This is a genomic window from Rhodoferax ferrireducens, from assembly GCF_003347515.1.
GTDB lineage: Bacteria > Pseudomonadota > Gammaproteobacteria > Burkholderiales > Burkholderiaceae_C > Rhodoferax.
In genome coordinates this window covers 142,609-167,926 of sequence record NZ_QEII01000272.1, presented here as the reverse complement: position 1 = coordinate 167,926, position 25,318 = coordinate 142,609, and the positions used below count along the sequence as shown (strand labels likewise).

Here is a 25,318-nt window from a genome sequence, read left to right as displayed (position 1 = left end):
CGAGGCATTGCTGCCGTGGTCTATCGCGATGCCAGTCGACTGATCAGTCGGCTGGTCATCCCCACCCCCTGAATCCCCATCCCATTTGGCGGCTTCGCGCAAGGTGTGCGGTTAATAGATCGCATACCTTTGTTCGGATGTCTCAAAGTTGCATCTCACCATAATTCGGTTGCCTTGTATGCCTCTGAGACTTCTGATAGTGCGTTTCTGCCGCAGTGCGTACATGTCAGGTTTTCCTGTCGAGTGTCATCTCCCGCCCAATGGGGCGACTGTCAAATAATCACTCAAGACACATAAAACCGGATTGACAATTGGCTCACCGTTCGAAGGCTTGGTCAACAGTCGGCCAATGAAATTATGTAGAGAACGAAACAATGCATGGGATGAATTTACCAATGACAGACAGTTCGCTCCAGGCGGCAACTGCCCATAACTGGTAACTGTTCATAAGGGCACGAAGCGGGTCACCACGAGCAGCGTGTGGCCGTTCATTCTGGTTCGGCCAGAACATCGCGGCGACATCGCACTGATCGAACACGAATTGGTTCATTACCGTGAGCAAGCGTGGATCATGCCGGTGTGGGTGCTGCTTTATCTGGTTTCACGAAGATTTCGCCTCGCAGCAGAGGTGCGGGCTTACACCCGGCAGATCGAAATGGGTGGAGTTACACGGGAGCAGGCGGCCCACGCGTTGTTAAGCTATCGCCTTGGCATCATGTTCGAAAAAGCCATGTTGGCATTGGCATAAAAGTAGTGCAAACGTCTGCACTGGCCGACATGTAGCGTCTTCGACTCTCTGCGTGCATGCTCTTTATGCCCTCATGCAAGGCAGCACTCACCAAAATCATGATTTTTCCGTAGCCTGATTTCACCCATCAGTCTGCGTCTCACGCCAAATAGATGAAAAAAAGAACAACATCCAAGCGCTCCCAACCCCGAAGCCAGCCCCACCTGATCAGCATCCTGCTGGCGCTGGCGATTGGGCTGTCCAGCCAATCCTGTACCAACATCCCTACGGATCGTGTGAGAGTGGCTGCAAATGGCTTGGAGGAGTTCGCTAAGGAGCTGGGCACTGCTATGCGGGAACATGCAGGTACATCTGCCGCAACCCCAGACCCATCCTCCACGACACGAACAGGCAATAACGCTGAAATTTTTGCCGCTTGCCCACAGTTCTTTGCAAATGGACAGCCGCCTGTGGTGGTACATCGCCCCACAAACCGAGCCTTGTGTTACGACGCATTTGCCATACTGCATTCTGGGGAAAGCAAAACTGCCGTGTATGTCGCAGAAAAACTCAATCGGGCATCCATAGCCGATGCCGATGAGAAACGAACCAACAAGTTTTTCCCCGATGCACGACTTCGGTCAGGCGAGCGTGCGACATTGGATGATTACAAGGGGAGTGGTTTTGATCGTGGCCATCTTGCTCCCGCTGGTGATATGCCAACAGCGCAGGCCATGGCGCAAAGCTTTTCACTTGCAAATATGGTGCCTCAAGCTCCTGAACACAACCGCGGTGCCTGGGCAAAGACTGTCGAGGCGGCAACCCGTAAATATGCTGGTCGAGCGTCGGGAAACCTGTATGTGATCACCGGCCCTGTTTTTGAACCAAGCATCGCGCAAAGTGAAAGCATCGGTCCCGGTCACGTGCATGTTCCCAAGTATTTGTTTAAGCTTGTGTACGACCAGAACAAAAACCGGGCGTGGGCACATTGGCACTTGAACGATGACACAACACGTGGATCAAGGCCGATCAGCTATGCCGAACTGGTCAAACGTACCGGGATTGAGTTCTTACCGGGTGTAAGTCCAAGTCAATGAAGCATCCGGAGTGTGGTTTGGATGCTGGTCAATGCCTTCCTGAGCCCGCATGTAGTCGTCTTCACCCTACTCACGGAAACCGTGCCGAGCACCCTTGGCCATTGCGGGAAAGTTTAAACTCGCAATCTGAAATTCATCAAAACAGACCAAAGGCTGTGCAGTTGGAAGCAACAGCTGCGATATGACATATGCCTGAAGTTCGTACGCGCCTCGATTTTTTTGATGGCATCTAGCGCGCAGACGCCGTAATTCTCGTGGTCGCAGAGATCTCTGGGTCTGATTGCCATCGGTGATGACCGGCGATTTGCCTAGAGGGTGAACCGCTTTCAGTGCTGCAGGCCTTTGAAAACCAGTTCCATTGGCAGTTTGCAATCAATACTGGCAAGCGAAAGCACATCAGCCGTGGTCTGGTCTGTCAGCAACCACGCGCCTCCATCTGCCAAGGTGAAAACCTCCACGTGCCGCTTCGTTGGATCGATCAAAACGCACTCGCGCAACGATGCCAAGGTGCGATAGAGGATGAACTTATCTCTCTTGTCATAGCCGCTGGTGCTGGGGCATAAGACCTCGATGATGAGCTTAGGTTCAGTCATGGTCTGTTCATCACCGGCTTCAGCTTTGCCGCAAGTCACCATCACATCTGGGTACAGCACCCCATCAGCAATCTGCACTTTCATGTTCCATGCAAAAACTTGACATGGCGTGCCATCCAGGTGGTCACCGATGTGGCTGGCCAAATTCAGGATCACGCGGTTATGCCGGGCAGTTCCTCCGACCATTGCAAAGGTTTCCCCGCGAAAGAACTCATGCCTCTCGGGTTGATGCTCTTCCCAGACCAAGAATTCGTTCAAGTCCATTTTTACAAACACCTCAAAGAAAAATCGACGTCAAAACCCACGTTCATAAAATTCAGCCCAATTGCCATTTGATGATAGTTGCGTAGTCAACAACCTCGGATCAAACCTTGAATTCTCCGCGTCGCCGCCCGGCCACCCACGCGAAATCCTACATGGATTGCATACGACCCGCACGTGGCGTTTGTCTTCATTGGTGTAGAAATCCAGGCATTCCAGCAGCAATGTGACTTGGCTACGGTCACTACCCTGGATGTATCGCGTCATCTGCTGGTCCCCATCAATACGTTGATTCAGATATCAACGTTTGAGCGTTCGCGGCAGTGGACATCGACCCAAAGCAGAAGTTGGCGACTTTGACTTCAAATCCACAAAGTGGACATCTCACCTGTAAAAAATAGATAGCCGGGAAACGAGTTGGCTATACAGCGCATGCGCTCGGTTTTAGCCAGGCGGTGACTCACAGTTCTAGCCACATGCACGGCCTTCCCCCCTCCGTCTGTCAACACTCCGAGGTGTTACGGTCTTCACCGAAGACACTATAATTTTTACATAATATAGTTTTATATATGATATATTTAAATATATTATGTCAGCGACAAACGAGATGAAGCAAGCGAATTTGCTGGAAAAAAACCGACACAAAGTCATTCGTCGCATGGCTTTGTGGGAGGGGCGCCTGAGCCGCGGCCGTCTGATGGACGTCTTGGGTCTCAGTGGCATACGGGCAAGCCAGTTACTCAGGGAAGTGCGCGAGGAGAACCCTAACTGGCTTGAATGGGACAATAAGACCAAGTCCTACTATGTGACCAACGCCGCTTACCGGAAGACCAATGTTGAGCTCAAGGCTGGTACGTCTGAACTGAGTCTGGCGGCCTACTTGGCCGAAGCTGATATCTACGCGGACCTCGCCCCTGGTGCGGGCCCAGTCACGGTGGCCCCCTGGGGCTTCTCCCACGTAAACCCACACGTTTTCTCGCGCATCCGCCTGGCTATTGAGCAGCGCACTCGCTTGATGCTTGAGTACCGTTCCATGCGCACACCCGAGCCACACTTGAGAACGGTTGAGCCGCATAGTCTGGTCCAGGCCGGTCGGCGCTGGCACATCCGCGGCTATTGCCTGGAAACAGATGATTTCAGGGACTTCGTGCTGGGGCGCATCGCGAAGATCTCCATGCTGGAACACAAGGCCGAGACCTCGTCAGCGGAAGACGCCAAATGGTCTGCCGTGGTAAAGGTGCGCATCCAAGCGCATCCCAAGCTGACGCCTGGGCAACAGGACCTTGTTCGAAGCGAGTATTTCGATGGGACTGCCGCACGCGTACACAGCTGCCGCGGTGCCCTGCTGCCCTACCTCATCCAGGAGTTGAGACTGGCTCTGGACGTGTCCAAGGAATTGCCGCCCGAGTACCAAATGGCTGTCGAAAACGTCGAGGAGGTGCGCAAATGGCTGTTTCCAGCGTAGCCCCCGCTTCGATCGCTCTGTTCCAGCGCATCCCGGACCGGCTGTTCGGTCCGCTGGCATCCCAAAACCGGCACGGATATTGGGCACTGCTGTGCCACCTGCATCGCAGGCGATTTGGCCCCGACGCGCCCCTGCCGCCCAGCTATGGCTTCTTGCAGCGCGAGATCACCCAGGAGATTGAGGACCACCTCAAATATGCCGACGAATGGCAGCCAGAGTCTGGCGAGCAGCCCGAAACGCCCCTGAACATTCGAGTCATCGGGATCTTCAACAGATTGCTCGACGCAGGCTGGTTTCGCCTGGAAAAGTACGGGATTGAAAAAACCGTCAACATGGCGCCGGCCGTGGGCCAACTGCTGACCCAACTTATCAACTTCGCCGAGACAGGTCCCGTGTTCGTTTCGGGCAAGATTCGCTCGATCGACGCCGCCGTATCGCAAGTGCGCAAAGGCGAGGCCAGCGGCGACCTCCTTCGGGAAGCGGCCGAGCAGTGTCGCAACCTGTTGGTCTACATCCGAAACACCGGGACCAACGTGCGCGACCTCATGGCGGCCATCGGTGCACAGCCGACCACCGCCCAGTATGTCCGAACCTTCTTCCAGGACTACATCCAGCAGGTCTTCATCGGGGACTACCAGGAGCTGCGTACACGGGAGCATCCGCTGTCCAAGCGCCAGCAGATTCTGGATGCCGTCGCAGACATAGACACCCAGCCAGAGCATCGCAGTCGCTTGCTGGATTGGTATGTGAACCGCCTGTGCAGCGGGGACGATAAAAAAGGCCAGGCCGCGTTCCAGCGCGACCTGCAGCGCCTCTATGAGCTTGACCGGATCGAGGAGTACCTGGAGCGCTTGGATGAAGAGATCCGCAGCGCCAACCGGCGCGCGCTGGCCTTCCTGGAATACAAGCTGCGCGCCATACGCCCCATCGACAACCTGCTCCGGCAGACCCTGGACCGGCTGATTGCCAATCCCGACCTCGATGTCGCCCCCGTGTTTCCGCCTGACGCCCTGATGGCTGGTGCTCGCCTGGCCCAGCCACGCAAGGAGGTGCCGTGGCTGGCGCCCATGCCCTTGCGCCAGGTCATCATCTCCGACCGCACGCGCGCCATTGGCAATCTGGTGCGCCGCGCCCAGGAGCGCCGGTCGATCACGCCCATGAAGCTGCGCGCCTATGCCGAGAAAGTGCTGCAGGACACGGCCACCGCTGGCAGTGACGCGATGCCTTGCGGATCCATCGAGGACTTGCGGGCCTTCCAGGCCCTGACCAGCGTGGCCATGGCCACCAACTCCAGGATCGCCAGGCTGGAAATGGAAGGCCGGTCATCCGCCCCGGGCATGGAGCTGCGCTACACCAGCGACGAAGCCGCCGAGCATCCGTATTTGAGCGGCAAGCCATTCACACTGAGCTGGCGCAAACGCCAGACTAAAAACAGGGAGACCAAATGAGCAACCCACGGGATTGGGAGGATCTGGCCAGCCGGCTGGACGGCATCTATACCGTCGAACACTTCGAGACCGCCGCCTACCGGCTGGTGGCCGAGCAGGTGATCTACCACGCCGACCGGAGCAGCCGGGTGACCTATGCCATCCTGGACCTCTACGAGCGCGAGTTCGCCAAGATCCTGGCCCCACTCGGAGTGTCCCTTTCGATCAACCGGCAGCTGCGCTACGTCACTGCCCTGCCGCAGCACGCCAAAGCCGGTACCGCGACCGTGGCCCAGACACTGTTTGGCCTGGTGCTGCGCGGCCTCTATGACGAAGGCGTGCGCGCCGGCGGGCTCACGGAAGATGGCGAGGTCCTGTGCGACTACATCGAGCTGCAGGAGAAGTTCCTCCTCATGACCGGACGTGACCTGCCTACACGCGGTGAGCTAGATACGCTGCTGCGCACTGTCAAGCGCTGGGGCATCGCCAGGAGGCTGGAAGACGATGACAACGGTCAACTCACGCCCTTGCAGGAACAGTCGGCTGGCGGTGTGGCCATCCGTCCGGCCATTGTCGATGTGCTCGGCGAGACTGCCTTGATGCGGCTGGCGCAGTGGGGCGCAGCCAGGGATGAGGCGCATGCGGATGGCGCCGTTGCCGGCGAGTCTGTGGCGATCGACGATAACCAGGGGGTGAACCATGAAGAGGCTTGAGAGCGTCAAGCTGGTGCAATTCCTGCTGTACGAGCAGCAGGAATTCCGTCTGGAAGAAATCACCGGTCTGTTCGGCCGCAACGGCAGCGGCAAGAGCTCGGCGCTCGATGCCGTGCAAATCGCCATGATGGGCGCCAACAAGAACCTGATGCACTTCAATGCCCAGGCCGACGCCAAGTCGCACCAGAGCCGCACCTTGCGGTCCTACTGCCTTGGCCAGTACGGCGACACCATTGAACAGTGTGCGCGGCCACAGGCCACCACCTACGTCACGCTGGTCTGGCGGGACACCGAGACCAATGAGCCGGTCTCCATGGGCGTTTGCATTGAGGCCTCGCTGGGCAATGAGGCGGAGAAGGTGCTGGGGCGCTACGTCATCCGGGGCGTGGAACTGTCCATGTCCGAGCACCTGCAGACGGTCGACGGGGCGATCATGCCCCTGCCCTGGACCAGCTTCCGCCACCGGCTGCAGGAGCAGTCCAAAGTTACGGGGGAGGAGCCGCTGTTTGACGATGGTGCCAGCTACGTCAAACAGGTGCTGTTCATGCTGCGCGGCAAGGCGGGTCCGGCGTCCTACGACGCGTTTGCGCGCGCTTTCCGCTTTGCGCTGCGCATGAGCTTCTCCAAATCGGTGGACCAGATTGTTCGCCAGGATGTACTCGAAGACCGGCCTACCAACATCGCCAGGTTCAAGCAGCTGGTGGAGACCTTCAAGCGGATCAACCTTTTGGTCGAGGGGGTCGAGCAAAAAATTAACCAAGGCCTGGAGGTGAGCAAGAACTTTGACTTCGCACTGGTCGAGGCCCGCAAATCCGCCACGTGGACCGGGTTGCAGGCCTCCGCGGCATACGAATTGTGCAATTCGGCCCACGAAAAACTGACGGCCGAAAAATTTGATCAGGAAGAGGTGGTCCGGAAGTGCGATGAAGCCAGCACGAGCGCCGACGAAGCGCTGGCGGCCAGGACTCTCGAAGTGGGTCAACTGACCGGCCTACAGCGCGCCCATGCGGACCATACCGAGAATGCGGGCGCCCAGCAGGCCCTGGCGCAGGCGCAAGAAAAAACCACCCGCCGGGAGGATGAACTGAAGAGGGAACTGCGCAACTTCCGGCAGCTGCTCCAAAACGCCAGCGCCAACGACCTGCTGGCCCAGTGGCAACCGGAACTTGCACTGGCCGCGCAGCAGCTCAGTCAGTTCTCGGTTGCGCAAAACCGGGTCGACCAGGATGGGCTGGGGCAGATCATCCGCGGTCTGGGGGACACGCTGAAGGCCGCGGCTAAGCACCTTGGTAACGAACACGACGTCGTCAAGGAGGATATCCGGCTCGCCAAAGAACGGCTCTCGACGATTGGCCTGGGCATGGATCGCGCCAACACCAACCTCACGCAGGTCAGCGAACCGACGGCCCGGCTGATGCATGAGTTCGCGGACCACGGATTGCACCCCACCCCCGTTTGTGACCTGGTGAAGGTGACAGATCCGAAATGGCAACCAGCCATCGAAGCCTACCTGGGCAGGAATGTGGAAGCCATCCTGTTGCGGGACAAGGAAGAAGAGGACACAGCCTTCGGCATCTATCGGTCTTTGCAGGGCAAGCGGACCATCTATGGCGTCAAGATCGTGCGCTCGGACAAAGCACGCCCTGGACTGGGCCAGCCGGCCGCCGACACGGTGGCCAGCCTGATACAGGGCAGCAACCAGGTCGCCGTGGCCTACCTGCGCGCAAAGCTGGGCAATCTCAAGCGTGCGAATAGCGCCCAAGAGGCGCTGCACGGCGAACGGACGCTGACTCTGGACGGCATGCTGGTGGGGCCCGGAGACTTTGAGCGGCTGAGGCTGGTGCCGGAAGCGGACCTGCAGATCGGCGCCGGCGCCAAAGGCCAGCTAGACGGGCTCAGGGCTGAGTCCCGTGACTTGAACAGGAAGGTTGTCGACCTGCAGGAACGCGAAGGCTCCATCGTCCGCATCCGCCAGGCAGTGCAGAGTTTGTCGTCGCCGGAGACCCTGCGCCTGCTGCTGGGATTTGCCGACCAGCTGAATGAGGCGCTCACCGAAAAAGAACTCGCCAACCAGCGTATCTCGGGCAGCTCTAGCGCCGAATACCAGGCCATTTGCGCAAAGTTGTTGGCGCTGCAGGAGGGCAATCCCCAGCTTGTAAACGATGCCCGGAACGCTCGGGACGCCGTTGTTCGCGCTCAGACGATTCTGGACAGGTTGACTGGAGAATGCCAAGCCAAGCTGCTGGAGCTCCAAGGCAAACGATCGGTCCACGAGACCTGCCGTGGCCATGCCGACTATGACCCGGGCTACGCGTCTGATCGCTGGGACTCGCTGCTGGAGCAATTCGGCGAGAAGTACCAAGCGATGGCCGACCATTGCGAAAACCAATCCAGGCGCTGCAACTCTGCCATGGTGCGCCACCTGGGCCCGGCACAGACGCTGCTGGGAACCTTTCTGACCGACCACCGTGAAGCCGTCAGCGAGGAAGTGACGTCCGACTGGCGCAAGGCCAAGGCCTGGATGGAGCAGCAAGTCGCCAGGCTGCAGAACACGGAGCTGCCGCAGTACAAGGACCAGGCCAAGGAAGCCTACCTTGCGTCGCAGAACACCTTCCGGCAGGACGTGGCGCTGGCCCTGCACGCCAACCTCAAGTACCAGACCACCACCTTCAAGCGCTTGAACGATGCGCTCAAGGCCTCCCCCGCCTTCACCAATGGGGAGCGGTACCAGTTCCAGGCCAAAGTCCGTCCAGACCTGTTGCCGCTGAAGAAGTTCATTGAGAACATCGCTGACTTCGGCGCCGACGGCGGGCTGTTTGGAGAGCCCGGGGAAATCCCTGCCCAGTTCGCGGAGCTGCTGCGCGAGAAGACCACAACCGGCAATGCCGCAGTCAAGAGCCCGTTGGATGATTACCGGGAGTTCTTCGAGTTCGACATCGAGATTGAAACCGACGATCCGGTCACTGGTGTCACCAAGACCATCGGGCATTTGAGCAAGCGCATTGGCCCGGGGTCCGGTGGCGAGCACCGCGCGCCGCTGTACGTGATTGCGGGTGCCGCACTGTCCTCGGCCTACCGCATGGATGAGAACAACCAGGACGGGCTGCGACTCATCCTCCTGGACGAGGCCTTCGACAAGATGGACACGCCCAACATCGTGGCCACCATGCGCTACCTCGAAAAACTCGGCCTGCAGGTGCTGCTGGCCAGCCCGGGTGAGAACCTGCCGACACTGACCGCCTTCCTGCACCGCTACTTTGAAATCATGAAGGACGAAACCCGCCATGTGATTCAGGTGGAGGAACGCCGCGTCAGCGAAGCCATGCGGGAGCAGTTCCGCGAGGACATGTGGGAATACCACCCCGAGCTGCTGGAGGCGGAGCTGCTGTCCGTCCGCCAGGAACCCATCGCGCGACCTGTAGCTGCCCCCGCACCATGAGCGCGGGCGCCATCGCCAGGGACTTGCTGGCCAAGCTGCTGGATGCGGGCAACAAGCACGCCGCCGGCGCACGTGCGCGCGCCCCAGCTCTGACAGCCACGCACTTGAAACCCTACAGCGAACTGCGAAGCTGGCAGCACAAACAGGAATGTGATGAGACCTTCCTGGCCGCGCGCGACGCCGGTGCCGTCACTTTGCAGCGTGACAAGCTGAATCCGAAGGATGGACTGTTTGAGCGCATTGACTTGGTGGAAGTGCAGGCGCTTGCCCGATTTCTGGGGCGCAGCACCTATGCCGACCAGTTGGCCCAGACCGTTGCCCAGTTGGAGCCACTGAAGGCTGACTTCCCTGTGATCCTGGAGATGATTGGGCGCTGGACCGGCATGGCCAAGGTGCGAGGTCTGGGCCCACAAGACGCAGGTGCCTGGATTGATGCTGCCAAGACCATTCGGGCCTGCGCATCACGCAGCCAGGATGCGATTGCCACCCCGGTGCGTGAATTCAGCGCGCGCCTGTTTCTCGACAGCAAGCGGATTGAGGCCCTCCCCGCCCAGCTCGACGTCCTGCTGAGTGGCAGCATCGAGGAGAGCCCCAGGACCGCGGCTCAGGTGTGGCAGGAGCTGGGGTTGTTCCGGGAGGAGCATCCCGTGCTGTTGGCCGGCCTCGTGCACATCACGCGCGGTCGCTCCGCCGGTTTGATTGACGCGCCCTACATGGGGTTACCCGCTGGGACCATCCAGGGGGTGGCAAGCAAGGTTACTGAAGTCATCACCATTGAGAACAAGACCACATTTCACAGTGAGGCGAAGAGGCGCCAAGACCATGAGGTGCTTCTGATCTACACAGCCGGCATGCCTTCGCCGGCCTGGCGCGCCATGTACATGCGGCTGCTGGTGAGCCTGTCGCCGGCTACCCCTATTTTTCACTGGGGAGATGTCGATGAGGGGGGATTTCGGATTGCCTCGACGATAGCGGCCGTTACCAAGGCGGCGGGATTTAAGCTTCAGCCCTATGCGATGTCACCTGACGATGTACCCACTGCGATGCGGGTTAAGGCTTCTGCTCGGACCCTTGAGCGGATCCACCACTTCGCTTGCGCAGCCGACTGGCCCGACCTTGGACGATCAGTGCTTGAGGCCGGCTTCGTCGCCGAGCAGGAAGCACTGGAACGCAGCTGAAAAGCTTGAAAAGTGACTCAGCGTTACGTTCATATCAATGGTCTTCAGTTGGCCCAAACGTGCCCTCCAAACATCAACCGCTATCGGCAGAGAACGCTCCGTGCCGGCGATCGATGTGCGGCGGTTGCGCAAGCTCACATGGTGAGGATTGCCGGCACCCGCCGCTTGACAACGATGAGAGACCTGGGCATGCGAATCGGCTCTGGTCGTGGGCGAAAATGATCCGCTGTGTGCCAACCGCCACAAGTTCCGCCAAGCGACACCGGTAATCCTCAGAGAGATCGCAACGTCGCTGGCCCTGCTGCTTTTACTTTGCGTTTTTAACGTTGCGGCGGCCAACACAGTCTTGGGCGGCAAGGTCATCGGCGTTCTCGACGGCGACACCATCGACAACTGGACATCAGCCAGACACCCCACCGAATCCGGCTAAGCGGCATCGACGCCCCTGAAAAAGCGCAGCCGTTCGGACAGCGTGCCAAAGAGCACCTCTCCGGCCTGGTGTTCGGACAACAGGTGAAGGTGCAGGCCGGGAAATCCGACCGTTTCGGGCGCACCGTCGGCAAAGCCATGGTGAAGCAGCTTGACGCCAACCTGGACCAGGTCAGGATGGGGTTCGCCTGGCATTACAAGCAGTTCGAACTTCCCGAAGGCTCGTATAGGTACTTTTGAACCCCTCAAACATCGACTTCAGAAATCAAAAATCAACCACTGGCGTTGCTTTGATCGAGAGTCAAGGACTCAGAAAGCAGTACACAGATATCGACCTTTAGCGCCGTTGCCAGCTTTTCCACATTGTCCAGCGACACGTTCCTCTCTGAGCGCTCGATTGAGCCCACATAGGTTCGGTGTAAATCAACCAAGTCTGCCAAAGCCTCCTGTGACAAGCCGCCTCGTGCCCGCAGTAATCTCAAGTTTTTCGCCAGCCGCGCTCTGGCGGACAAAGAAGTTTTTACCTGCTTTTTCATGCAGGTAGCTTCTTGGTATGATGCTTATGAGTCTACAGACTTAAAGTAGCATTTCCATCATGAGCATACCCGTAACCAATCTCTCAATTATCGTTAAAGCAGTTGAATCGCGCCCAGCAGAGGCAGCGCTTCCTTCCAGCCTTGATGATGCCATCCTTCATCAAATCGCAAGGGATCTGCGACTGATAGAACTTTCGTGCACAGTGGATGACAGCATCGAGCCGCCTCTTGCCGGTCCGATGTACCTCATTCTGCACATGATGCAAAGTCAGTCCGAGAAGCTGAAGGGTAAAGCCAAATTTCAATTGGCTGAAGATAGCCTACAGCATTGGCTGCAGAGGTATATGTTTTACATTGAACGTGAAATCGTATCCCGCGCCATCAAAATGCCATGCCAGTTCGACTCAGACGATCTTATGAATGAAATTGAACAGGGAATTTTGACGACCATGTAGACCCCAGTGGTCATCACGAGTATGAACGTGACACGTATGCACAGCCCACCCCACCCTGGCAGGGTGCTCAAGGAATACCTGGGCGACAGTACCGTCACCGCAACGGCTGCAAGGCTTGGTGTGACTCGAATGACACTGTCGAGAATTGTGTCGGGTGCCTCCGGCATTTCGGTCGACATGGCTTGTCGACTCGGTGATGCCTTTGGAACCAGTCCTGAACTATGGGCGGGCATGCAATTGCAATACGATTTGTACCAGGCAGGCACACGTCGAAGCCGAAAGCCTTACAGAAAACTTTCGCAGGAGGCGGGATGTGAACAGCACAAAACGAAAACGAAGCATCAATCAACTTTTCCATGAGCGGTTTCATAGCGCCAGGTTTTTCTGGCGATCCTCCGAGGAGCGAGCATGGGAGAACATGGCTCCCGTCGGTCGGGAATTTGGCAGCCCTGACTACGACCGATTGATGCAGCAGGATCACGAAAATTTCATGTCGAATCTGTCCAGCCTTTTTGATGAATGCAGCGACTCTTGTCAAGATAGTGAAGACCCCTCTGATCCAGATGAACGCAAGGACGCGGTCAACGTGCAAATCGCGCTCCATGAACTCGGACAAGATGTGAGCGTTGCCGTGGCGGCGGCGGTGTGGCGGCACCATTCCAATTCATTGATGGCGGGCTGGATGTTGGGAGCAGAAACGGTGGCTTCCGCCAAACAATCCATCTGGGCCTACTGCATGCGTAATCCCACGGATTTCGTCAACGCACGCGACTTGCGCATTGCATCCCTGGGAAGTCGCCTGACGGAACCTTGGCGAGTGGTGGAGGTTCAGGTGGCAGCGGAATTGATCCTACAGGTACGCTTTGCCGACGGGGTGCAAGGCACCGTTAAGTTTGAACCTACTTACCTGACCGGTGCTTTTGCGGTCTTGAAAGACCCGGCGTTCTTCAATCAGGCGCGTTTGGAAATTAGTGTTGTGACGTGGCCGGGAGAGCTGGACCTGGCACCCGATGCGATGTATGACGAAATCAAAGCGCACGGCGAGTGTGTTCTACGATAAATTCAAAAATATGTTGGTATTGTTTCCAATTCTCCAGGCCTGCGCGAACGATCACGTGGGTGGCGAAAGTGCTATGTGCGGAAAGGCCTTGCTCGTTAAATGAACAAATTTCTCATGGCCCTGCACTGCGATGGCGGCGGCTCGATTGCGAGGTGGCGTATGGCAAGACGTGGGGCCGTTCTGTTGGCGGACCTCCTGTTGAGCGCGATCCGAACACGTACTGGCACACTGACCGATGGGATGTTCAAAGGTCCATCGCTGAACGCCTGGCCTATCGGGTGCTGGCTGTGATCCTATTTCTTGACTTCGACGGTGTTCTGCACCCGGACGCAGCCTTTTTGGTTAAGGGGCGCCCCACGCTAAAAGCAGAAGGTGAGTTATTCATGTGGGCACCGCTGCTTATTAAAACGCTGGCCGATTTCCCCGAGGTGAAGATCGTTTTATCAACGAGCTGGGCGCGAGAGTTGTCGTTTAGCCGCGCCTGTCGCTGGTTGCCGGAGGAGTTGCGTACCCGCGTCATTGGTGCAACTTGGCACAGCGCCATGTCGTTCAAACGCGAGGGCTTTCACAGTCTCTCTACCTGGTGGGACGAGGCGACGCGCTACCAGCAAATCAAACGCTACGCCGGCCGCGCGGGGCTAACTGATTGGGTCGCCATTGACGACCAGCCGGAAGGCTGGGGCGCCGACGACCTGGACAAGCTGGTGCAGACCCATAGCGAGACTGGGCTGTCAGATCCGGTCGTGCTGGCACTGCTGGCGGAACGCTTGGAAGTCCTTGGAAGGTCAGAACCATGCTAGTTTTCCTCGATACCGAATTTACCGACCTCCTGAACCCGGAGTTGCTCAGTCTCGGCCTCGTGACCCTCGATGGCCGGGAGCACTACGCCGAACTGGACCTCACCACCGACGCCGGTAAAGATCGCGCCAAGGCATCCAGCGCTTTCGTGCAAAGCGGCATTTTCGAAATGTGGGGTCTGGTGCCGGGTGCGGCCGGCACCGAATGGGAAATGGGACGCCGCACGGGTGACTGGCTGCTGGGACTGGCAGCAGAGTCAGGGGCGAAAGTTGAGGTCGCATTCGACTACTCAACTGACTATGAACTGATGGAATATGCCATCCGGGACTCCGGGCTTTGGGATCAGGTTCGCGACGTTGTACTTCCCGTCAACGTCAACCCAATCACCGGCACCATCACTGGAGAACTGGCGGCCGAAGAATGTTTTCGGGCGCTGGGGCAACGCGGCGGGCGCGGACTCAAGCGTCACCATGCGCTGGCCGATGCACTGGCGCTGCGGGCGGCCTACATCGACGTGAAGGCGGCGGCGCTGGCTCACGCACGTTCAACCTAGCACAGGACTCTTATGTTCAATACTGCACTCGGATTGTTCAAGCACACGCTTGATTCAGAAAAAGGCATGTCAAAAGCGATCAATTCAGGACTCACCGACCTTATCAATCAAGACTTGATTGAACTGACCAGCCAAACAGTCAGCGATGCACTCGCAGCAGGTGAGCGGGTCTGGATCACCTCAGACCTGCACTTCCTGCACACCAACATCATCGGCTACTGCGACCGACCGTTTTTCAATGTAGACAGCATGACGGACGCGCTGATGGCTACTTTGCAAAAAGTACCCAAGGATGAGCTCATCCTCTTTGGCGGCGACATGGCAATGGGCAACTATGAGAAAACCGTCGAGCTCATCCGGCTACTTCCGGGCCGAAAGATTCTGATCGCCGGAAACCATGACTTGACCCGTGACGGCAAATGCAAATTGGCGTGTGAAGAACACTTGTTCGAGGCGGTGGTTCCATTTCTCGCGTGGCTGGGTTATCAGGGCCGCTTGGTGGTGGTGAGTCATTACCCCATCCTTGTTCCCGAAACCTACAAAAACACACCCATCCTGAACTACCACGGCCACCTGCATGAAAAAACGCTGCCATCCACGCTGATGGTCAAGTACATGAACGTCGGCTGGGACATCAATCACGCCCTGAATTGCCTCTGATGCTGATCTTCCTTGACACCGAATACACCGGCCTGTCACACCCGGCCGATGCCAGAAAACTGCTATCGCTTGCGGTGGTGGCCGAAGACGGCAGCGCGGAGTGGTACGCCGAGCTGGACGGCTGGGAACTGGTCGATTGCGACCCTTGGGTGCAACGCCATGTTGTGCCGCTCATGATTGGCCCGAGTCTGTCGCGTGATGCCGCAAGGGCGTCACTGCAAGACTGGTTCGCTACGCGCCCGCGCCGCGTGCAAGCCGCTTGCGACGCAGAAATAGACTGGCGCTTTCTGCTGGGACTGCTGGGCGAGCGCCCCGAGAACCTTGCTCCCCAGCGCCATGACCTGGCACCGTTGATCGACACCGCGATTTACAACAATACGCTCACGGCCTATTTTGCCAAGGGACATCCCGAGCACCACGCCCTGCACGACGCGAGAGCCTACCGGCTGGGCTGGCTGGCTTGGATGGATGCCAGAAAGTCAATGCCATGCTAGTTTTCCTCGATACCGAATTCACGGCATTCGTCCGGCCCGACCTCATCAGCATTGGTATGGTGGCTGAAGATGGCCGGGAGTTTTACGCCGAGCGCACCGACTATTTCGAGACACAGTGCAGCGATTTCGTGCGCGAAACCGTGCTGCCCTTACTGGGCCGCGTGCCGGGTGCGGCCTGTACCCGGACAGAACTGACCGACCGCGTGCGAGATTGGTTCGGACAGTTGCCAGAGCCAGCCACTGTTGTTTTCGATTCCGAGAAAGATTGGTTGTTGCTGGCCGTCGCCATGCTGGGACGACCCCACAGCAAGCCGCCCGGTAATTTCGCCAAACAACTGTACCTGGACAGCTACGCCATTACCCAGCCGGCCTTTGAAGCGGCCTTGGATGCCGCCTACACGCCAGAATGGCCCGCACACCATGCGCTGGCCGATGCGCGGGCGCTGATGGCGGGCTACCGTGCGTGGTGTACGCACAGTAGAAATCCAGAACCATGCTAGTTTTCCTCGATACCGAATTCACGGATTTCGTCCGTCCCGACCTCATCAGTCTTGCGCTTGTCAGCGAAGATGGCCGCGAGTTCTACGCCGAACGCACCGACTATCACCGGGACGCATGCAATGATTTTGTGCGCGAAACCGTGTTGCCATTGCTGGGCAGAGTGCCTGGCGCAGCCTGCAGCCGTACAGAATTAACGCAACGCCTGCATGCGTGGTTCGAATTGTTGCCAGAGCCTGCCACCATCATTTACGACTTTGAAGGCGACTGGCTGTTGCTGGTGAATGCCATTCTTGGCCGTGCTTACAGAAATCCACCCGCCAATCTTGGCGAACCGCTGCACTTGGGGAACTCAAGCATCACGCACCCGATCTTTGAGCGGGCACAGAACAACACATACACCCAGGACTGGCCCCCGCACCATGCCCTTGCCGATGCGCGGGCGCTGATGGCGGGCTACCGTGCCTGGCGTCAGTTCATGGAGAAGATTTGGAGAATCGAATGAAAGTCAGTGCCCATTGTGATGATGGTTTGGCCGCAAGAGCGCATTTGGCGGCTGGCCGTGCAATTTATTATGGCGACCCGCAATACCCTGGCCAAATCGTCAAAGAGTACCCTGATGGCCGCAGACAATTGGTGCACATCGACGAAGACAGTGTGGTCACTGTCATCAAGGAGATTGACTTTGAGAAATCGCTATGACCATGCCGAGTGAAGCGAGTAATCAATTGGGCTGGCATGTTGGCAATTGCGACAACACACAATGATGATATGCCTACCGCGCAAGCCATGGTCCAAAGCTTTTCGCTTGCCAATATGGTGCCACAAGCACCTAAACATAACCAAGGTGCTTGGAGAACCACCGTCGAGGCGGCAACCCGTAAATATGCTGGGCGTGCGACTGGTGACGTGTATGTGATCACTGGCCCTGTTTTTGAACCAAGCATTGCCCAAAGTGAAAGCATCGGTCCCGGTCACGTGCATGTTCCCAAGTATTTGTTTAAGCTTGTGTACGAGCAGAACAAGAACCGGGCGTGGGTACATTGGCACTTGAACGATGACTCGACACATGGATCAAGGCCGATCAGCTATGCCGAACTGGTCAAAAATACCGGGATTGAGTTTTTACCGGGTGTAATTCCCAGTCAATGACGCATCTCGAGATTGAGTTACACGCGTGGTCCACGCCTTCCTGTGCCCGCATATAGTCGTCTTCACCCTAGTCACGGATGCCGTGCCGAGCACCCTTGGCCACTGCGGGAAAGTTTAAACTCGCTAACTGAAATTCATCAAAACAGGCCAAAGGTTGTGCAATTGGATAGAACAGCTGCGATATGACGGCCTGATCAAAATCTGGCAAGCGATTTTTACCGGTACCAAGCTCTGGTGGTTCCGAATCACTGCAGTCATAGCGACCGCCAAACTCAGCGCAGATAACCGACATCCACGCATCTGCAGCATCTCGCCGCCAATGTCCCCTATCTACCCGGCAACCGATTCGTTTGCAAAGTCCCTGCCAGTTTTTGACTATGGCGATGGGATGAAATTGTGGGTTCTTCCCTTTGATCTAACGGATCAGGTTCTAATTGATTCGGAGCAAACAACACTTCCAATCGGGTTTCCTGTATTTGAGAAAAAGGCAGCGTAACTAAGCGCCATTCAGGGAGTGACGCAATGACTGAAGACCAACTCAAACAAGAATCACTTGGCTGGTTGCACGTGTTGGCGGCGGTTTGATTGCGCGAAAAAAATGACGATTGAGCACGGTCTTTTCTGAAGTAGTGCGAAAATTGCATGTCAGATTTGGAGAAGGCAGATCGCAAATGGCTACTACACCAACTGATCGAACCACCGTCGCTTGATGAGCCGCACTAGCGTCTTCTCGTTGACACGGGCTCGAATCCTGACCGATACGTCGTCAACTGTTTTCGTGAGCAACCAGGTGGGTGCAAACTCTATGGCGTGGGGAATGTCCAGCCAACTGACTTCTGACAAGGGGGAATGACTCTTGAGCCTCGCCAGGAGCTTCGCAAACATTCCAAACATCTCAAGTTGCAGCAGCCGGAAATTCAGTCTCGGAAAATCCGGTTCATCGGGGCCGTATCGAGGCATGATTTTTCCGTGGCAGGCGATCGCCTTGGAGTTCATATTTGGCACCCCAATATCAAAAATTATCTGCGCCTCCTGCACTAAATCATAGGCAGCTATCAGCTTGTAAAGTGCTGTTCCGATCACACTGGCATGTGCGTTGAGCCTCAGGCCACGGGGGTATCGTCCCAACCGTTGGGCAAGCCTCAATACAGTCTTTTCATGCGCGCGGCAGTAATAGAAGAGAAAAATAAGCACTCGCTCAGCCGCGAGGCCGAGGTCCAAGCTGTCGGCACTATTTACTTCTGTGCCAATATGCCTCTGCACAAGCGATGACATTCGTTCCTCCGGAAACTTTGTCCAATGAGAGTCACCTGGCTCGGCCCAAATCGTCACACGTTGATAAAGTCTGGATGCAGCAGGTGTGCTGGGCGTCTGCATCGTATAAGGGCGGTCATCGAAATAGAGGTGGTGCTTGCTGGCAGCACTGCTAGATGCCAATATTGGACGGCGACCTCCTGCCATTTGATCGGCCAACATTGCAGTTTGTCGGTCTTGAGGCCGATATACCGTACTTGCAAGTGATGTTAGGCAGTGGGGACACTCGAACGGATGCGCAAGTGCCGAGGCGAACGTGGGAACGATCACGCGCTTGCACATAGGACAAAAATCGTGAAATGGAATCGAATGTAGGGGACATCGTGCCACCCCCACATGCTGAAACAAAATGGAGTGATATCCCAAGTGAAGACACGGTTGACAAAACCGTAGTCCTTGGTGGAACACCCTCGTGTCGGGACAGTCGCCAGTAATGTCGAATCCCCTCAGGTTTTTCACTTGCGTGGGACTCATTCCCAGTGCCTTGCCAATCACTTCCAGCTGCAATTTCGGGTCGGTTAGACGAGCAAATATTGGCCTCACCATCAGTGCTGGATTCAATGGACTGTTTTTCCCAAGTTCAAAATTTCGGACAATTCCATGAGTTGTCCATACCCCATACAGCGATTCATTGCTCAACGACGAACATATTCTGGGGATCAATCCAGTTGGGGAACCCCGCGTTACGGGGCCTCTCACATCATTCCCCTGACTGCCCGGTGCGTGCCAGAATCACCGGACGATGGGTCCACATAGTAGGCCAAAACACTCAAAAATCCGGATTCTTTCAACGAGGTCAAGACCATCGGGGTGCTGACTTGCAATAAGGAAATATTTTCATCCTTGACGCGGTACAGCAGGTCCAACAGTGTCGAATGAAAGTATTGCATCGGTAGTCTTAAGCCTGACTGGATATTATGTTGTTGCATCACCATATCCATGGCTTCGACAAAGAATGGGGCGAGCTTTCGCAGGCACCAACCAGCTTCATACTCTGCCGGGTAGCGTTTGGCTAAATCACTGCAGGCTTCGCCATCTGTAGGCATGTCGAAACCATCCAACACCGCTTCCACTTCAGTTCGGTCGACGCCACGATATCGATGTTCCCGAGCAAAAAAGCGGCCCAAAACCTGCATACCACTGGCCTCCGCCCAGCCAACCGGTGTGTTCTGCAGCTCTGGTTGACCTACCAGCAGGAAAAACGGTTGAACGCCAAAATTCTCCAACGAATTGAAGCAATGAATCAGATAGCCATATTGCGCGCGGAAAAGATTTTGTGCCTCATCAATAATGACAACAATGCGCTTCGATCCAGCACCTAACGCCAGCTCGGCCAGATGTGTGAGGAATCGCCGGCGCAGCACGGCCAAGTCCCGCCCCATTACCCGGGCGCAGTTGGACTGATGCATCATTTCCTGAATGAATTCACGTTCGGTTTGCTTGGATTCGATTTGCTCAGGAATGCTCCAATGAAGCACGGCTATTTGATAGCCCAGGACTTCGGGGAGAAATCGCACCAGGTAGGAGCATGCTCGGGTTTTACCATTGCGCTGCTGCCCATATACGGCCCCGCCCGGCTGACCCATGCGAATCCAGCGGGCGACGCTCTGGCCGAATCGATCTATTTCCGGTGTCCAGACGGTGACATTGGTGAAAAGCAACCCATTTGATCCAACATTTTTATCAGATACTTCGTCTGCGGTAATCATGTGCACATCCTTCAATGAAGAGTGAGTAGGGAGAGCTCAAGAGTGTGGACTGATGCCAGTTCTTTCAAACCCTCGTGCTATTGCCGCAGCTTGCGCCGGGGCAGTACCCATCGTTCGGGCATCACTGGAGCGTTGATTTCTACGGTATCGACTTTGAAGGTCCGTGCGCTTGGAATGGAAGCCGGAAGCGACGGTCCAGCATTCGGTTGCACGTCGTTCGCCTCGGCCGACAGCTGCGCCATCGGAAGGAGCGTTATAGCATCGATGGCCTCAGAAGCAGCAGCCCACTCCCTGGAGGCATCCTCCAGCATCGGCCCCATTTGAAAATCATTTCTCTTGAGATATTCGCAGAGGTTGGCAAGCTGAAGAGCGGCCGTAGTATTTCGTGGCGCCTTGTTTCGCAAATGTGTGAACAAAGCCTCCAGCGGTCTATCCTCGGCCCTGGCGTCTAGCTCCCCATCCCGTTTGAGCCGCCCAAACAGTCGTCGGATTCGAACGTCGTGCGGGAAAGTTCCCCAGTGGCCCAACGCTTGCACGGGCCCAAACTCACAGCCGTCTTCCGTAAACAGCATGACCGTGCGCAGATTGCGAAAATCCGGGCGTACATACATGGTTCGCTCTTTTAAGTCAAAGCGCCGGCAAAGTGCGTTGCTGGAGTACCGCTGATACAGGTAGTTGATGTAAGGCCGCCGGCCGGTTGACGGGTCCACCTTCACCGTCACTCGTATCGGTCGGTTGAAGTAATGCGCTTTGCGTTTGTCCATCGGAAGGTATTGCGGCTTTAAGGCGCCACTCACAAGCTGGCGGCGCAGCCGCACTAGCGGCGCCACGTTGTGCGCGCCCGCCGCCACTACTGCGTTCTCGTTCATCACGTAGACATCGAGCACATGTTCCAACTCTTCCGCGCGCACTCGCCCTTCAATCGGAACGCTGCTTCCCTTTCGCCGAGGATCCTTAGGGCCACTGCCCGCGGTGCTGGGAAGCTGGTGCAGAATCCTGCGGGCCTGTAAACTGAACTTGCTTTCAATCGCAGCGCGTTCATGGGGCGTCTTAGGTCTGCCAAGAATGACGTTCGCACCAAAAAGATGACTGACGATATGCTGAACGTGGTCCGCCAGGTGTGCCAGCGCGTTGTCCAAATACACGACAGCAGGAATCGCGAACCTCAGTTCGGGAATCACATTTGCTGGATAGCCCGCGCCCTCCTCTTCCCTGAGGCCCTGAATGACCTCTCGCACGGGCGATGGGCCAGCAACTCCGTCCCACAACAGCATGGCAACGTCTTCGGCGGATACCTGTGGTGAGTAGACCTGCCGATTGGCCAAATTGGCGCTGGTTCCCTTGTGGATTAGACGGAGTTCCTGGAAGCGGCGTAGTTCCAGTTGTTCCCAGTCTCCCTGGGCGTTCGGTACTTCGTAGCGAGCGTACAGGTCAATTGTGTTGGCGTCGATGATCCAAGCGCCATAACCTGTTGCCAGCCGATCGGCTTGCCCGTCGCCTTCCCCATACGCGGCAAGGCCGCCAGCATCAATACCATGCTCCAGAGTGACGAACCGCGTGGCAAATTTCGGCAGATAGTCCGAGTCGATCCAGGCGCGAAGTGCTCGTCGTGCCCGTTCACCCGTGTTGAGAGGATACTCATGTATGCCCAGCCCTTCCGCCTCACAGAACTTACAAAAGCTTAGATGAACACCACGAAACATCAGGCGGTTTGGACGCAAGCCTTTAAGCCCATATCCATTCAGCAAGGTGACCAGTTTTTCGGCGATCTTGGGGTGATCGCGAAGTAGTTTTCGGAACATGCCAAAGAAGCCGCCTTTTCCATCCACACTTGCTTTCAATGGTGTAATTCGAACAGGAGACGATGCAAACGAATTTTTCACAAACGCGCGGCAGCCCAATATTTCTCCGGACGAATCGCGCCGAAGGCACCTGGCAAAAATCCGCAAGAACCTCCGCTCGGTCACATTGGCCACCTCAAGGACTTCGCGCATCGGCCGATACGCCAAATACAATGCTGTAGCGTCGCGAAGTTGGCAGTAGCGCTTTTTTTGGGCTCCCTTCAGAGTGGCATCGTCAAAGCCCGGCCATTTGCTCATATCTCTATAGCATTCAGAGAGCGTTCTACGACCACCCTTGTGACGTGCAGGTGACATGGAACCGTCCTCATGCGGGGGCAATACGTGAATCGCATCCATATGGGATCTCCTCAATGTTTATTGAAAGAACGCCCTCCCGATGGAGGCGGAAAAGGGCACTGTCAGTACTTTTTTCGCTGACGTTTCGTTTGGCGAGTTCTAGCGCGACTTCAACTGGGCTTAAAGGCTGTTTGTGCTGAGACACAAATTCGCAGACGATTTTTTTCACCTCGTCGATGCATCGATCGGTGTGCAATACCAAATGTTGGCGCATCATGTCCAGGTTCCCAAGCAAGGTGGGATTGCCACGAATTTCATCGCGGGTTCGCAAACTGGCGGACAACTTATGTATCACTGCGGCCTTCTGCAGAATCTGCCAAGCGTCAGGGGACGGCGACCTCAGTTCAGTAATCACCAAATCAGCGACGCGCGTGCCGTCCTTGAATGTCGTGAGCGTGTCGCATTTCGTCCGATGGGCCACACCCTTTTCGAAAAAACCAAGGGTGTCGGGCTGGACAACACAGCGAACCACACCGGGGCAGAAATTGCGCATCAGCCAATTGTCTGCACGCAAAGTCGTTGAAAATTCGACTGGTTGAGCTGTGAATGGGTCGATCATTCGGATCAGACGACCTTTTTTTGCCTTGTACCGTTTGTTGAGCCCGCCGTAGCGGATGTCACGCGCGGCCCACATGGCAGCCCCCTAAATGAAGGTTCGCAACGCTGCGCGCGTGATGACGCGCAACAGCGAACGACCCGAGATGTCGTTTCATTGTAAAAATCCTCATGCTAAGAACTAAAATGATCAAACACACAGCAGTCTTCCGCTTGTGCTTGAGGCAGCAACTCGCCGGAGGTAGCTCAGCGAGTTGAGCAGGACCGGGCGGACCACTTGACAGTCAGCCGTTGGACATTCACAATGAACGCATCGCTTCTTATCGATGATTTGAGTGAATCCTGCCCGATAGGGCAGGCAGCGGCTCGTTGCTACAACAACGGGCCGTTTGTCGTTCTACCAGGTCGAATCTTTGGTCAAGTCTTCATGGGCATCTCCTTCTGGCTGCATGACGGTCCACAAGCAACCGTACTTGCCCCCTGCCGTTGGGTTGCCACCCAAATTGCCACATCCTTGGATAACGCAAACTTACCTCGTCTGTGGTCAATTGAAAAGACGGCCACTGGAACTGTGTTACGCGCCAAAGCTTGGCGGAAGGCATTGTTTGTTGGATATCCCAGCGCCGCGCTCAAGGCTTTTCCGCTCAGAATAGGTCCATGCAACGTTAGCAAATCCTCCTCCAACGCACGTGCTAACGCGGGCAGGCTCGTCGTTGTTTCAATCTTCGTCCAGTCACTGTTCTTCATCGAAGCATGGTAGTCAGTCCCACCACAATGTACAAACCGGTAAATTCAAGAAGCAATTTACCCCTCAAAAATGCTTCACCAGTTTTGCAACTGCTTGATTACAAAGAAGTTTTCTCGAGCGCCTTGGACTTCTGTCAGGCCTGTGCCGCATCACCCGACTTCGACGTCAGCGATGTTCATGCTTGCATCAAGCGAATGCAGATTCAGAACTTTTACGGCTGTGTGCGGCGCTTGGCGGGGGGCACGACGCACCACAGCCTTCAGCGCATGTTCGAACCAAATTCATTTCACTTTGACGAATTCGGCAAACTCAATCACAGCAAAAAATGGCGCGGCTACGCAAGGGGACTGCATATGCCCCGTCAAAGTACCATAGCCAAGGTCGAGGCAATTTGCGGCGTTAAGCTGAGGCATGAAGTGAACCAAATGCTATGGTTTTCGTTGGACGTTACCGTTCCCCTTAAGGGGGAGAAGACGATGGCCATGCTGAAATCCCTGAGTGTTGAGACTCGGAAAAAGGCTTTCAAAATATTCACCAAGATTCAGCGCCGCCCAGTTCCCAATGACTCGGAAATCTATACTTGGTGTCAAGATTGCCTCCGCAATGAGCCGGGACTGACTACACTCGCCGTCTTTACCTTGCTTCTAAGAGAAGCTAAAAAGTTCGACTGTGTGGATGCAATGTCCACCATTTCGCACAGTATCTTTCAGTTGCTCTTGCTGCTGGGTGAAGAGCTTCAGCAGCGGGGAATTGGCTACCTGTTATACCCATTTTTCGTCGAACACATCCTACCGATTTATTGGGGCGAAATGCTTGATGAGACCGCGGTCAGCATGGCTCGCATGTCGATGCTCGTAAACCTGTTCGCTTTTGTGGACCCGAACGGAATGCGCTCTGGGTCCATGTACCTTGAGGATCGAGCGGAGAATATGTGTCGGTGGCTGAACTTCTATGGCCACTATGTGCCATGTGGACTCTTTGAGCCAATGGTTCGATCCTGCCCCAATGGGTATAGCGAGGATTTCGTTACTGCCATGAAACGTGGCACGAACGTATATTGGTCGATGCTAGTGCCTATTCTGAAATCCAGGCGCCCGCCCATGATTTATAACCCGATCTACCTTGACTGGAACTTTGATCTGGATTTCAGCGTCCTTACAGGCCACCGGTGTGAGACACTGCTTGCGGTCGTCGATCAAATGCTGGTCAGATTGAATGACTGATGGATGAATCATGGTTGCCGAGACATACTGTTGGTT

At 56.2% G+C, this 25,318-nt stretch carries 28 protein-coding genes and 1 pseudogene; 22 read left to right on the top strand and 7 right to left on the bottom strand.

What is annotated here, in order from left to right:
• Positions 1-478 precede the first annotated feature (478 nt).
• Both C5P05_RS13770 and C5P05_RS13765 read left to right on the top strand, forming a co-directional pair.
• On the top strand, positions 479-748 hold the full coding sequence (locus C5P05_RS13770; protein ID WP_114970409.1) for a hypothetical protein: 270 nt from the start codon (positions 479-481) through the stop codon (positions 746-748).
• A gap of 329 nt (positions 749-1,077) precedes the next feature.
• Positions 1,078-1,824, top strand: a complete 747-nt coding sequence (locus C5P05_RS13765; RefSeq protein WP_420130751.1) for a DNA/RNA non-specific endonuclease — start codon at positions 1,078-1,080, stop codon at positions 1,822-1,824.
• 326 nt (positions 1,825-2,150) lie between these two features.
• Here C5P05_RS13765 and C5P05_RS13760 read toward each other — a convergent pair whose 3' ends face one another.
• A complete protein-coding gene (locus C5P05_RS13760; protein WP_114970407.1) occupies positions 2,151-2,681 on the bottom strand; it encodes a Uma2 family endonuclease in 531 nt (176 codons plus the stop codon).
• Positions 2,682-3,267: 586 nt separating this feature from the next.
• Between C5P05_RS13760 and C5P05_RS13755 the strand changes: the two genes are divergently transcribed.
• The 7 genes from C5P05_RS13755 (at position 3,268) to C5P05_RS35285 (ending at position 11,569) form a co-directional block, all read left to right on the top strand.
• Positions 3,268-4,143, top strand: coding sequence for a WYL domain-containing protein (locus tag C5P05_RS13755; protein WP_114970406.1), 876 nt, complete (start codon positions 3,268-3,270; stop codon positions 4,141-4,143).
• On the top strand, positions 4,125-5,591 hold the full coding sequence (locus C5P05_RS13750) for a Wadjet anti-phage system protein JetA family protein (RefSeq protein WP_114970405.1): 1,467 nt from the start codon (positions 4,125-4,127) through the stop codon (positions 5,589-5,591). The genes C5P05_RS13755 and C5P05_RS13750 overlap by 19 nt, the downstream gene beginning before the upstream one ends.
• Positions 5,588-6,283, top strand: coding sequence for a DUF4194 domain-containing protein (locus C5P05_RS13745; protein ID WP_114970404.1), 696 nt, complete (start codon positions 5,588-5,590; stop codon positions 6,281-6,283). Before C5P05_RS13750 ends, C5P05_RS13745 begins: the two co-directional genes overlap by 4 nt.
• The gene (locus C5P05_RS13740) at positions 6,270-9,722 is read left to right on the top strand and encodes an SbcC/MukB-like Walker B domain-containing protein (protein ID WP_114970403.1); all 3,453 of its coding nucleotides are present in this window, start codon (positions 6,270-6,272) and stop codon (positions 9,720-9,722) included. Before C5P05_RS13745 ends, C5P05_RS13740 begins: the two co-directional genes overlap by 14 nt.
• Positions 9,719-10,900: a Wadjet anti-phage system protein JetD domain-containing protein gene (locus C5P05_RS13735; protein WP_114970402.1), complete on the top strand. Its 1,182-nt coding sequence runs from the start codon at positions 9,719-9,721 to the stop codon at positions 10,898-10,900. The genes C5P05_RS13740 and C5P05_RS13735 overlap by 4 nt, the downstream gene beginning before the upstream one ends.
• Positions 10,901-11,108: 208 nt before the next feature.
• A complete protein-coding gene (locus C5P05_RS13730) occupies positions 11,109-11,330 on the top strand; it encodes a hypothetical protein (RefSeq protein ID WP_114970401.1) in 222 nt (73 codons plus the stop codon).
• Positions 11,294-11,569 carry a thermonuclease family protein gene (locus C5P05_RS35285; RefSeq protein WP_114970400.1) on the top strand — a complete coding sequence of 92 codons (276 nt, stop codon included), beginning with the start codon at positions 11,294-11,296 and terminating at the stop codon, positions 11,567-11,569. The genes C5P05_RS13730 and C5P05_RS35285 overlap by 37 nt, the downstream gene beginning before the upstream one ends.
• Before the next feature lie 32 nt (positions 11,570-11,601).
• On the opposite strand, the gene C5P05_RS13720 is transcribed toward C5P05_RS35285, so the two are convergent.
• Positions 11,602-11,865 carry a helix-turn-helix transcriptional regulator gene (locus C5P05_RS13720; RefSeq protein ID WP_114970399.1) on the bottom strand — a complete coding sequence of 88 codons (264 nt, stop codon included), beginning with the start codon at positions 11,863-11,865 and terminating at the stop codon, positions 11,602-11,604.
• A gap of 59 nt (positions 11,866-11,924) precedes the next feature.
• Between C5P05_RS13720 and C5P05_RS13715 the strand changes: the two genes are divergently transcribed.
• From C5P05_RS13715 to C5P05_RS13660, 11 genes and pseudogenes are all read left to right on the top strand, one after another.
• A complete protein-coding gene (locus C5P05_RS13715; RefSeq protein ID WP_114970398.1) occupies positions 11,925-12,320 on the top strand; it encodes a hypothetical protein in 396 nt (131 codons plus the stop codon).
• Positions 12,321-12,347: 27 nt separating this feature from the next.
• The gene (locus tag C5P05_RS13710; protein WP_114970426.1) at positions 12,348-12,680 is read left to right on the top strand and encodes a HigA family addiction module antitoxin; all 333 of its coding nucleotides are present in this window, start codon (positions 12,348-12,350) and stop codon (positions 12,678-12,680) included.
• Positions 12,634-13,380 (top strand): DUF2442 domain-containing protein, encoded by a 747-nt coding sequence (locus C5P05_RS34495; protein ID WP_232834482.1) that lies wholly within the window; start codon positions 12,634-12,636, stop codon positions 13,378-13,380. The genes C5P05_RS13710 and C5P05_RS34495 overlap by 47 nt, the downstream gene beginning before the upstream one ends.
• Positions 13,381-13,658: 278 nt before the next feature.
• Positions 13,659-14,180 (top strand): HAD domain-containing protein, encoded by a 522-nt coding sequence (locus C5P05_RS13695; RefSeq protein WP_232834487.1) that lies wholly within the window; start codon positions 13,659-13,661, stop codon positions 14,178-14,180.
• Entirely contained in the window at positions 14,174-14,731 is a 558-nt protein-coding gene (locus C5P05_RS13690) for a hypothetical protein (RefSeq protein ID WP_114970396.1), read from the top strand. Before C5P05_RS13695 ends, C5P05_RS13690 begins: the two co-directional genes overlap by 7 nt.
• A 66-nt stretch (positions 14,732-14,797) precedes the next feature.
• On the top strand, positions 14,798-15,391 hold the full coding sequence (locus tag C5P05_RS13685; protein ID WP_157979327.1) for a metallophosphoesterase: 594 nt from the start codon (positions 14,798-14,800) through the stop codon (positions 15,389-15,391).
• Positions 15,391-15,885, top strand: coding sequence for a hypothetical protein (locus C5P05_RS13680; RefSeq protein WP_114970394.1), 495 nt, complete (start codon positions 15,391-15,393; stop codon positions 15,883-15,885). The genes C5P05_RS13685 and C5P05_RS13680 overlap by 1 nt, the downstream gene beginning before the upstream one ends.
• A complete protein-coding gene (locus C5P05_RS13675; RefSeq protein WP_114970393.1) occupies positions 15,879-16,385 on the top strand; it encodes a 3'-5' exoribonuclease in 507 nt (168 codons plus the stop codon). Before C5P05_RS13680 ends, C5P05_RS13675 begins: the two co-directional genes overlap by 7 nt.
• On the top strand, positions 16,379-16,888 hold the full coding sequence (locus tag C5P05_RS13670) for a hypothetical protein (RefSeq protein WP_114970392.1): 510 nt from the start codon (positions 16,379-16,381) through the stop codon (positions 16,886-16,888). The genes C5P05_RS13675 and C5P05_RS13670 overlap by 7 nt, the downstream gene beginning before the upstream one ends.
• Positions 16,885-17,085 carry a hypothetical protein gene (locus C5P05_RS13665; RefSeq protein WP_114970391.1) on the top strand — a complete coding sequence of 67 codons (201 nt, stop codon included), beginning with the start codon at positions 16,885-16,887 and terminating at the stop codon, positions 17,083-17,085. Before C5P05_RS13670 ends, C5P05_RS13665 begins: the two co-directional genes overlap by 4 nt.
• A 66-nt stretch (positions 17,086-17,151) precedes the next feature.
• Positions 17,152-17,535: pseudogene (locus C5P05_RS13660) on the top strand (DNA/RNA non-specific endonuclease); the annotation flags it as partial.
• Positions 17,536-17,602: 67 nt separating this feature from the next.
• Here C5P05_RS13660 and C5P05_RS33705 read toward each other — a convergent pair.
• The 5 genes from C5P05_RS33705 to C5P05_RS13635 form a co-directional block, all read right to left on the bottom strand.
• Positions 17,603-17,827 carry a hypothetical protein gene (locus C5P05_RS33705; RefSeq protein WP_157979326.1) on the bottom strand — a complete coding sequence of 75 codons (225 nt, stop codon included), beginning with the start codon at positions 17,825-17,827 and terminating at the stop codon, positions 17,603-17,605.
• 386 nt (positions 17,828-18,213) lie between these two features.
• Positions 18,214-19,011 (bottom strand): hypothetical protein, encoded by a 798-nt coding sequence (locus C5P05_RS13650; RefSeq protein WP_157979325.1) that lies wholly within the window; start codon positions 19,009-19,011, stop codon positions 18,214-18,216.
• 533 nt (positions 19,012-19,544) lie between these two features.
• The gene (locus C5P05_RS13645) at positions 19,545-20,558 is read right to left on the bottom strand and encodes an ATP-binding protein (RefSeq protein WP_114970388.1); all 1,014 of its coding nucleotides are present in this window, start codon (positions 20,556-20,558) and stop codon (positions 19,545-19,547) included.
• A gap of 77 nt (positions 20,559-20,635) precedes the next feature.
• Positions 20,636-22,756, bottom strand: coding sequence for a hypothetical protein (locus C5P05_RS13640; RefSeq protein WP_157979324.1), 2,121 nt, complete (start codon positions 22,754-22,756; stop codon positions 20,636-20,638).
• The gene (locus C5P05_RS13635) at positions 22,725-23,390 is read right to left on the bottom strand and encodes a hypothetical protein (protein ID WP_114970386.1); all 666 of its coding nucleotides are present in this window, start codon (positions 23,388-23,390) and stop codon (positions 22,725-22,727) included. Before C5P05_RS13635 ends, C5P05_RS13640 begins: the two co-directional genes overlap by 32 nt.
• Positions 23,391-23,615: 225 nt before the next feature.
• On the opposite strand from C5P05_RS13635, the gene C5P05_RS33700 reads away from it, so the two are divergent.
• The gene (locus tag C5P05_RS33700) at positions 23,616-24,071 is read left to right on the top strand and encodes a hypothetical protein (RefSeq protein ID WP_157979323.1); all 456 of its coding nucleotides are present in this window, start codon (positions 23,616-23,618) and stop codon (positions 24,069-24,071) included.
• A 14-nt stretch (positions 24,072-24,085) separates the two neighbouring features.
• Positions 24,086-25,282, top strand: a complete 1,197-nt coding sequence (locus C5P05_RS13625) for a hypothetical protein (protein WP_157979322.1) — start codon at positions 24,086-24,088, stop codon at positions 25,280-25,282.
• The last annotated feature ends 36 nt before the right edge of the window (positions 25,283-25,318 follow it).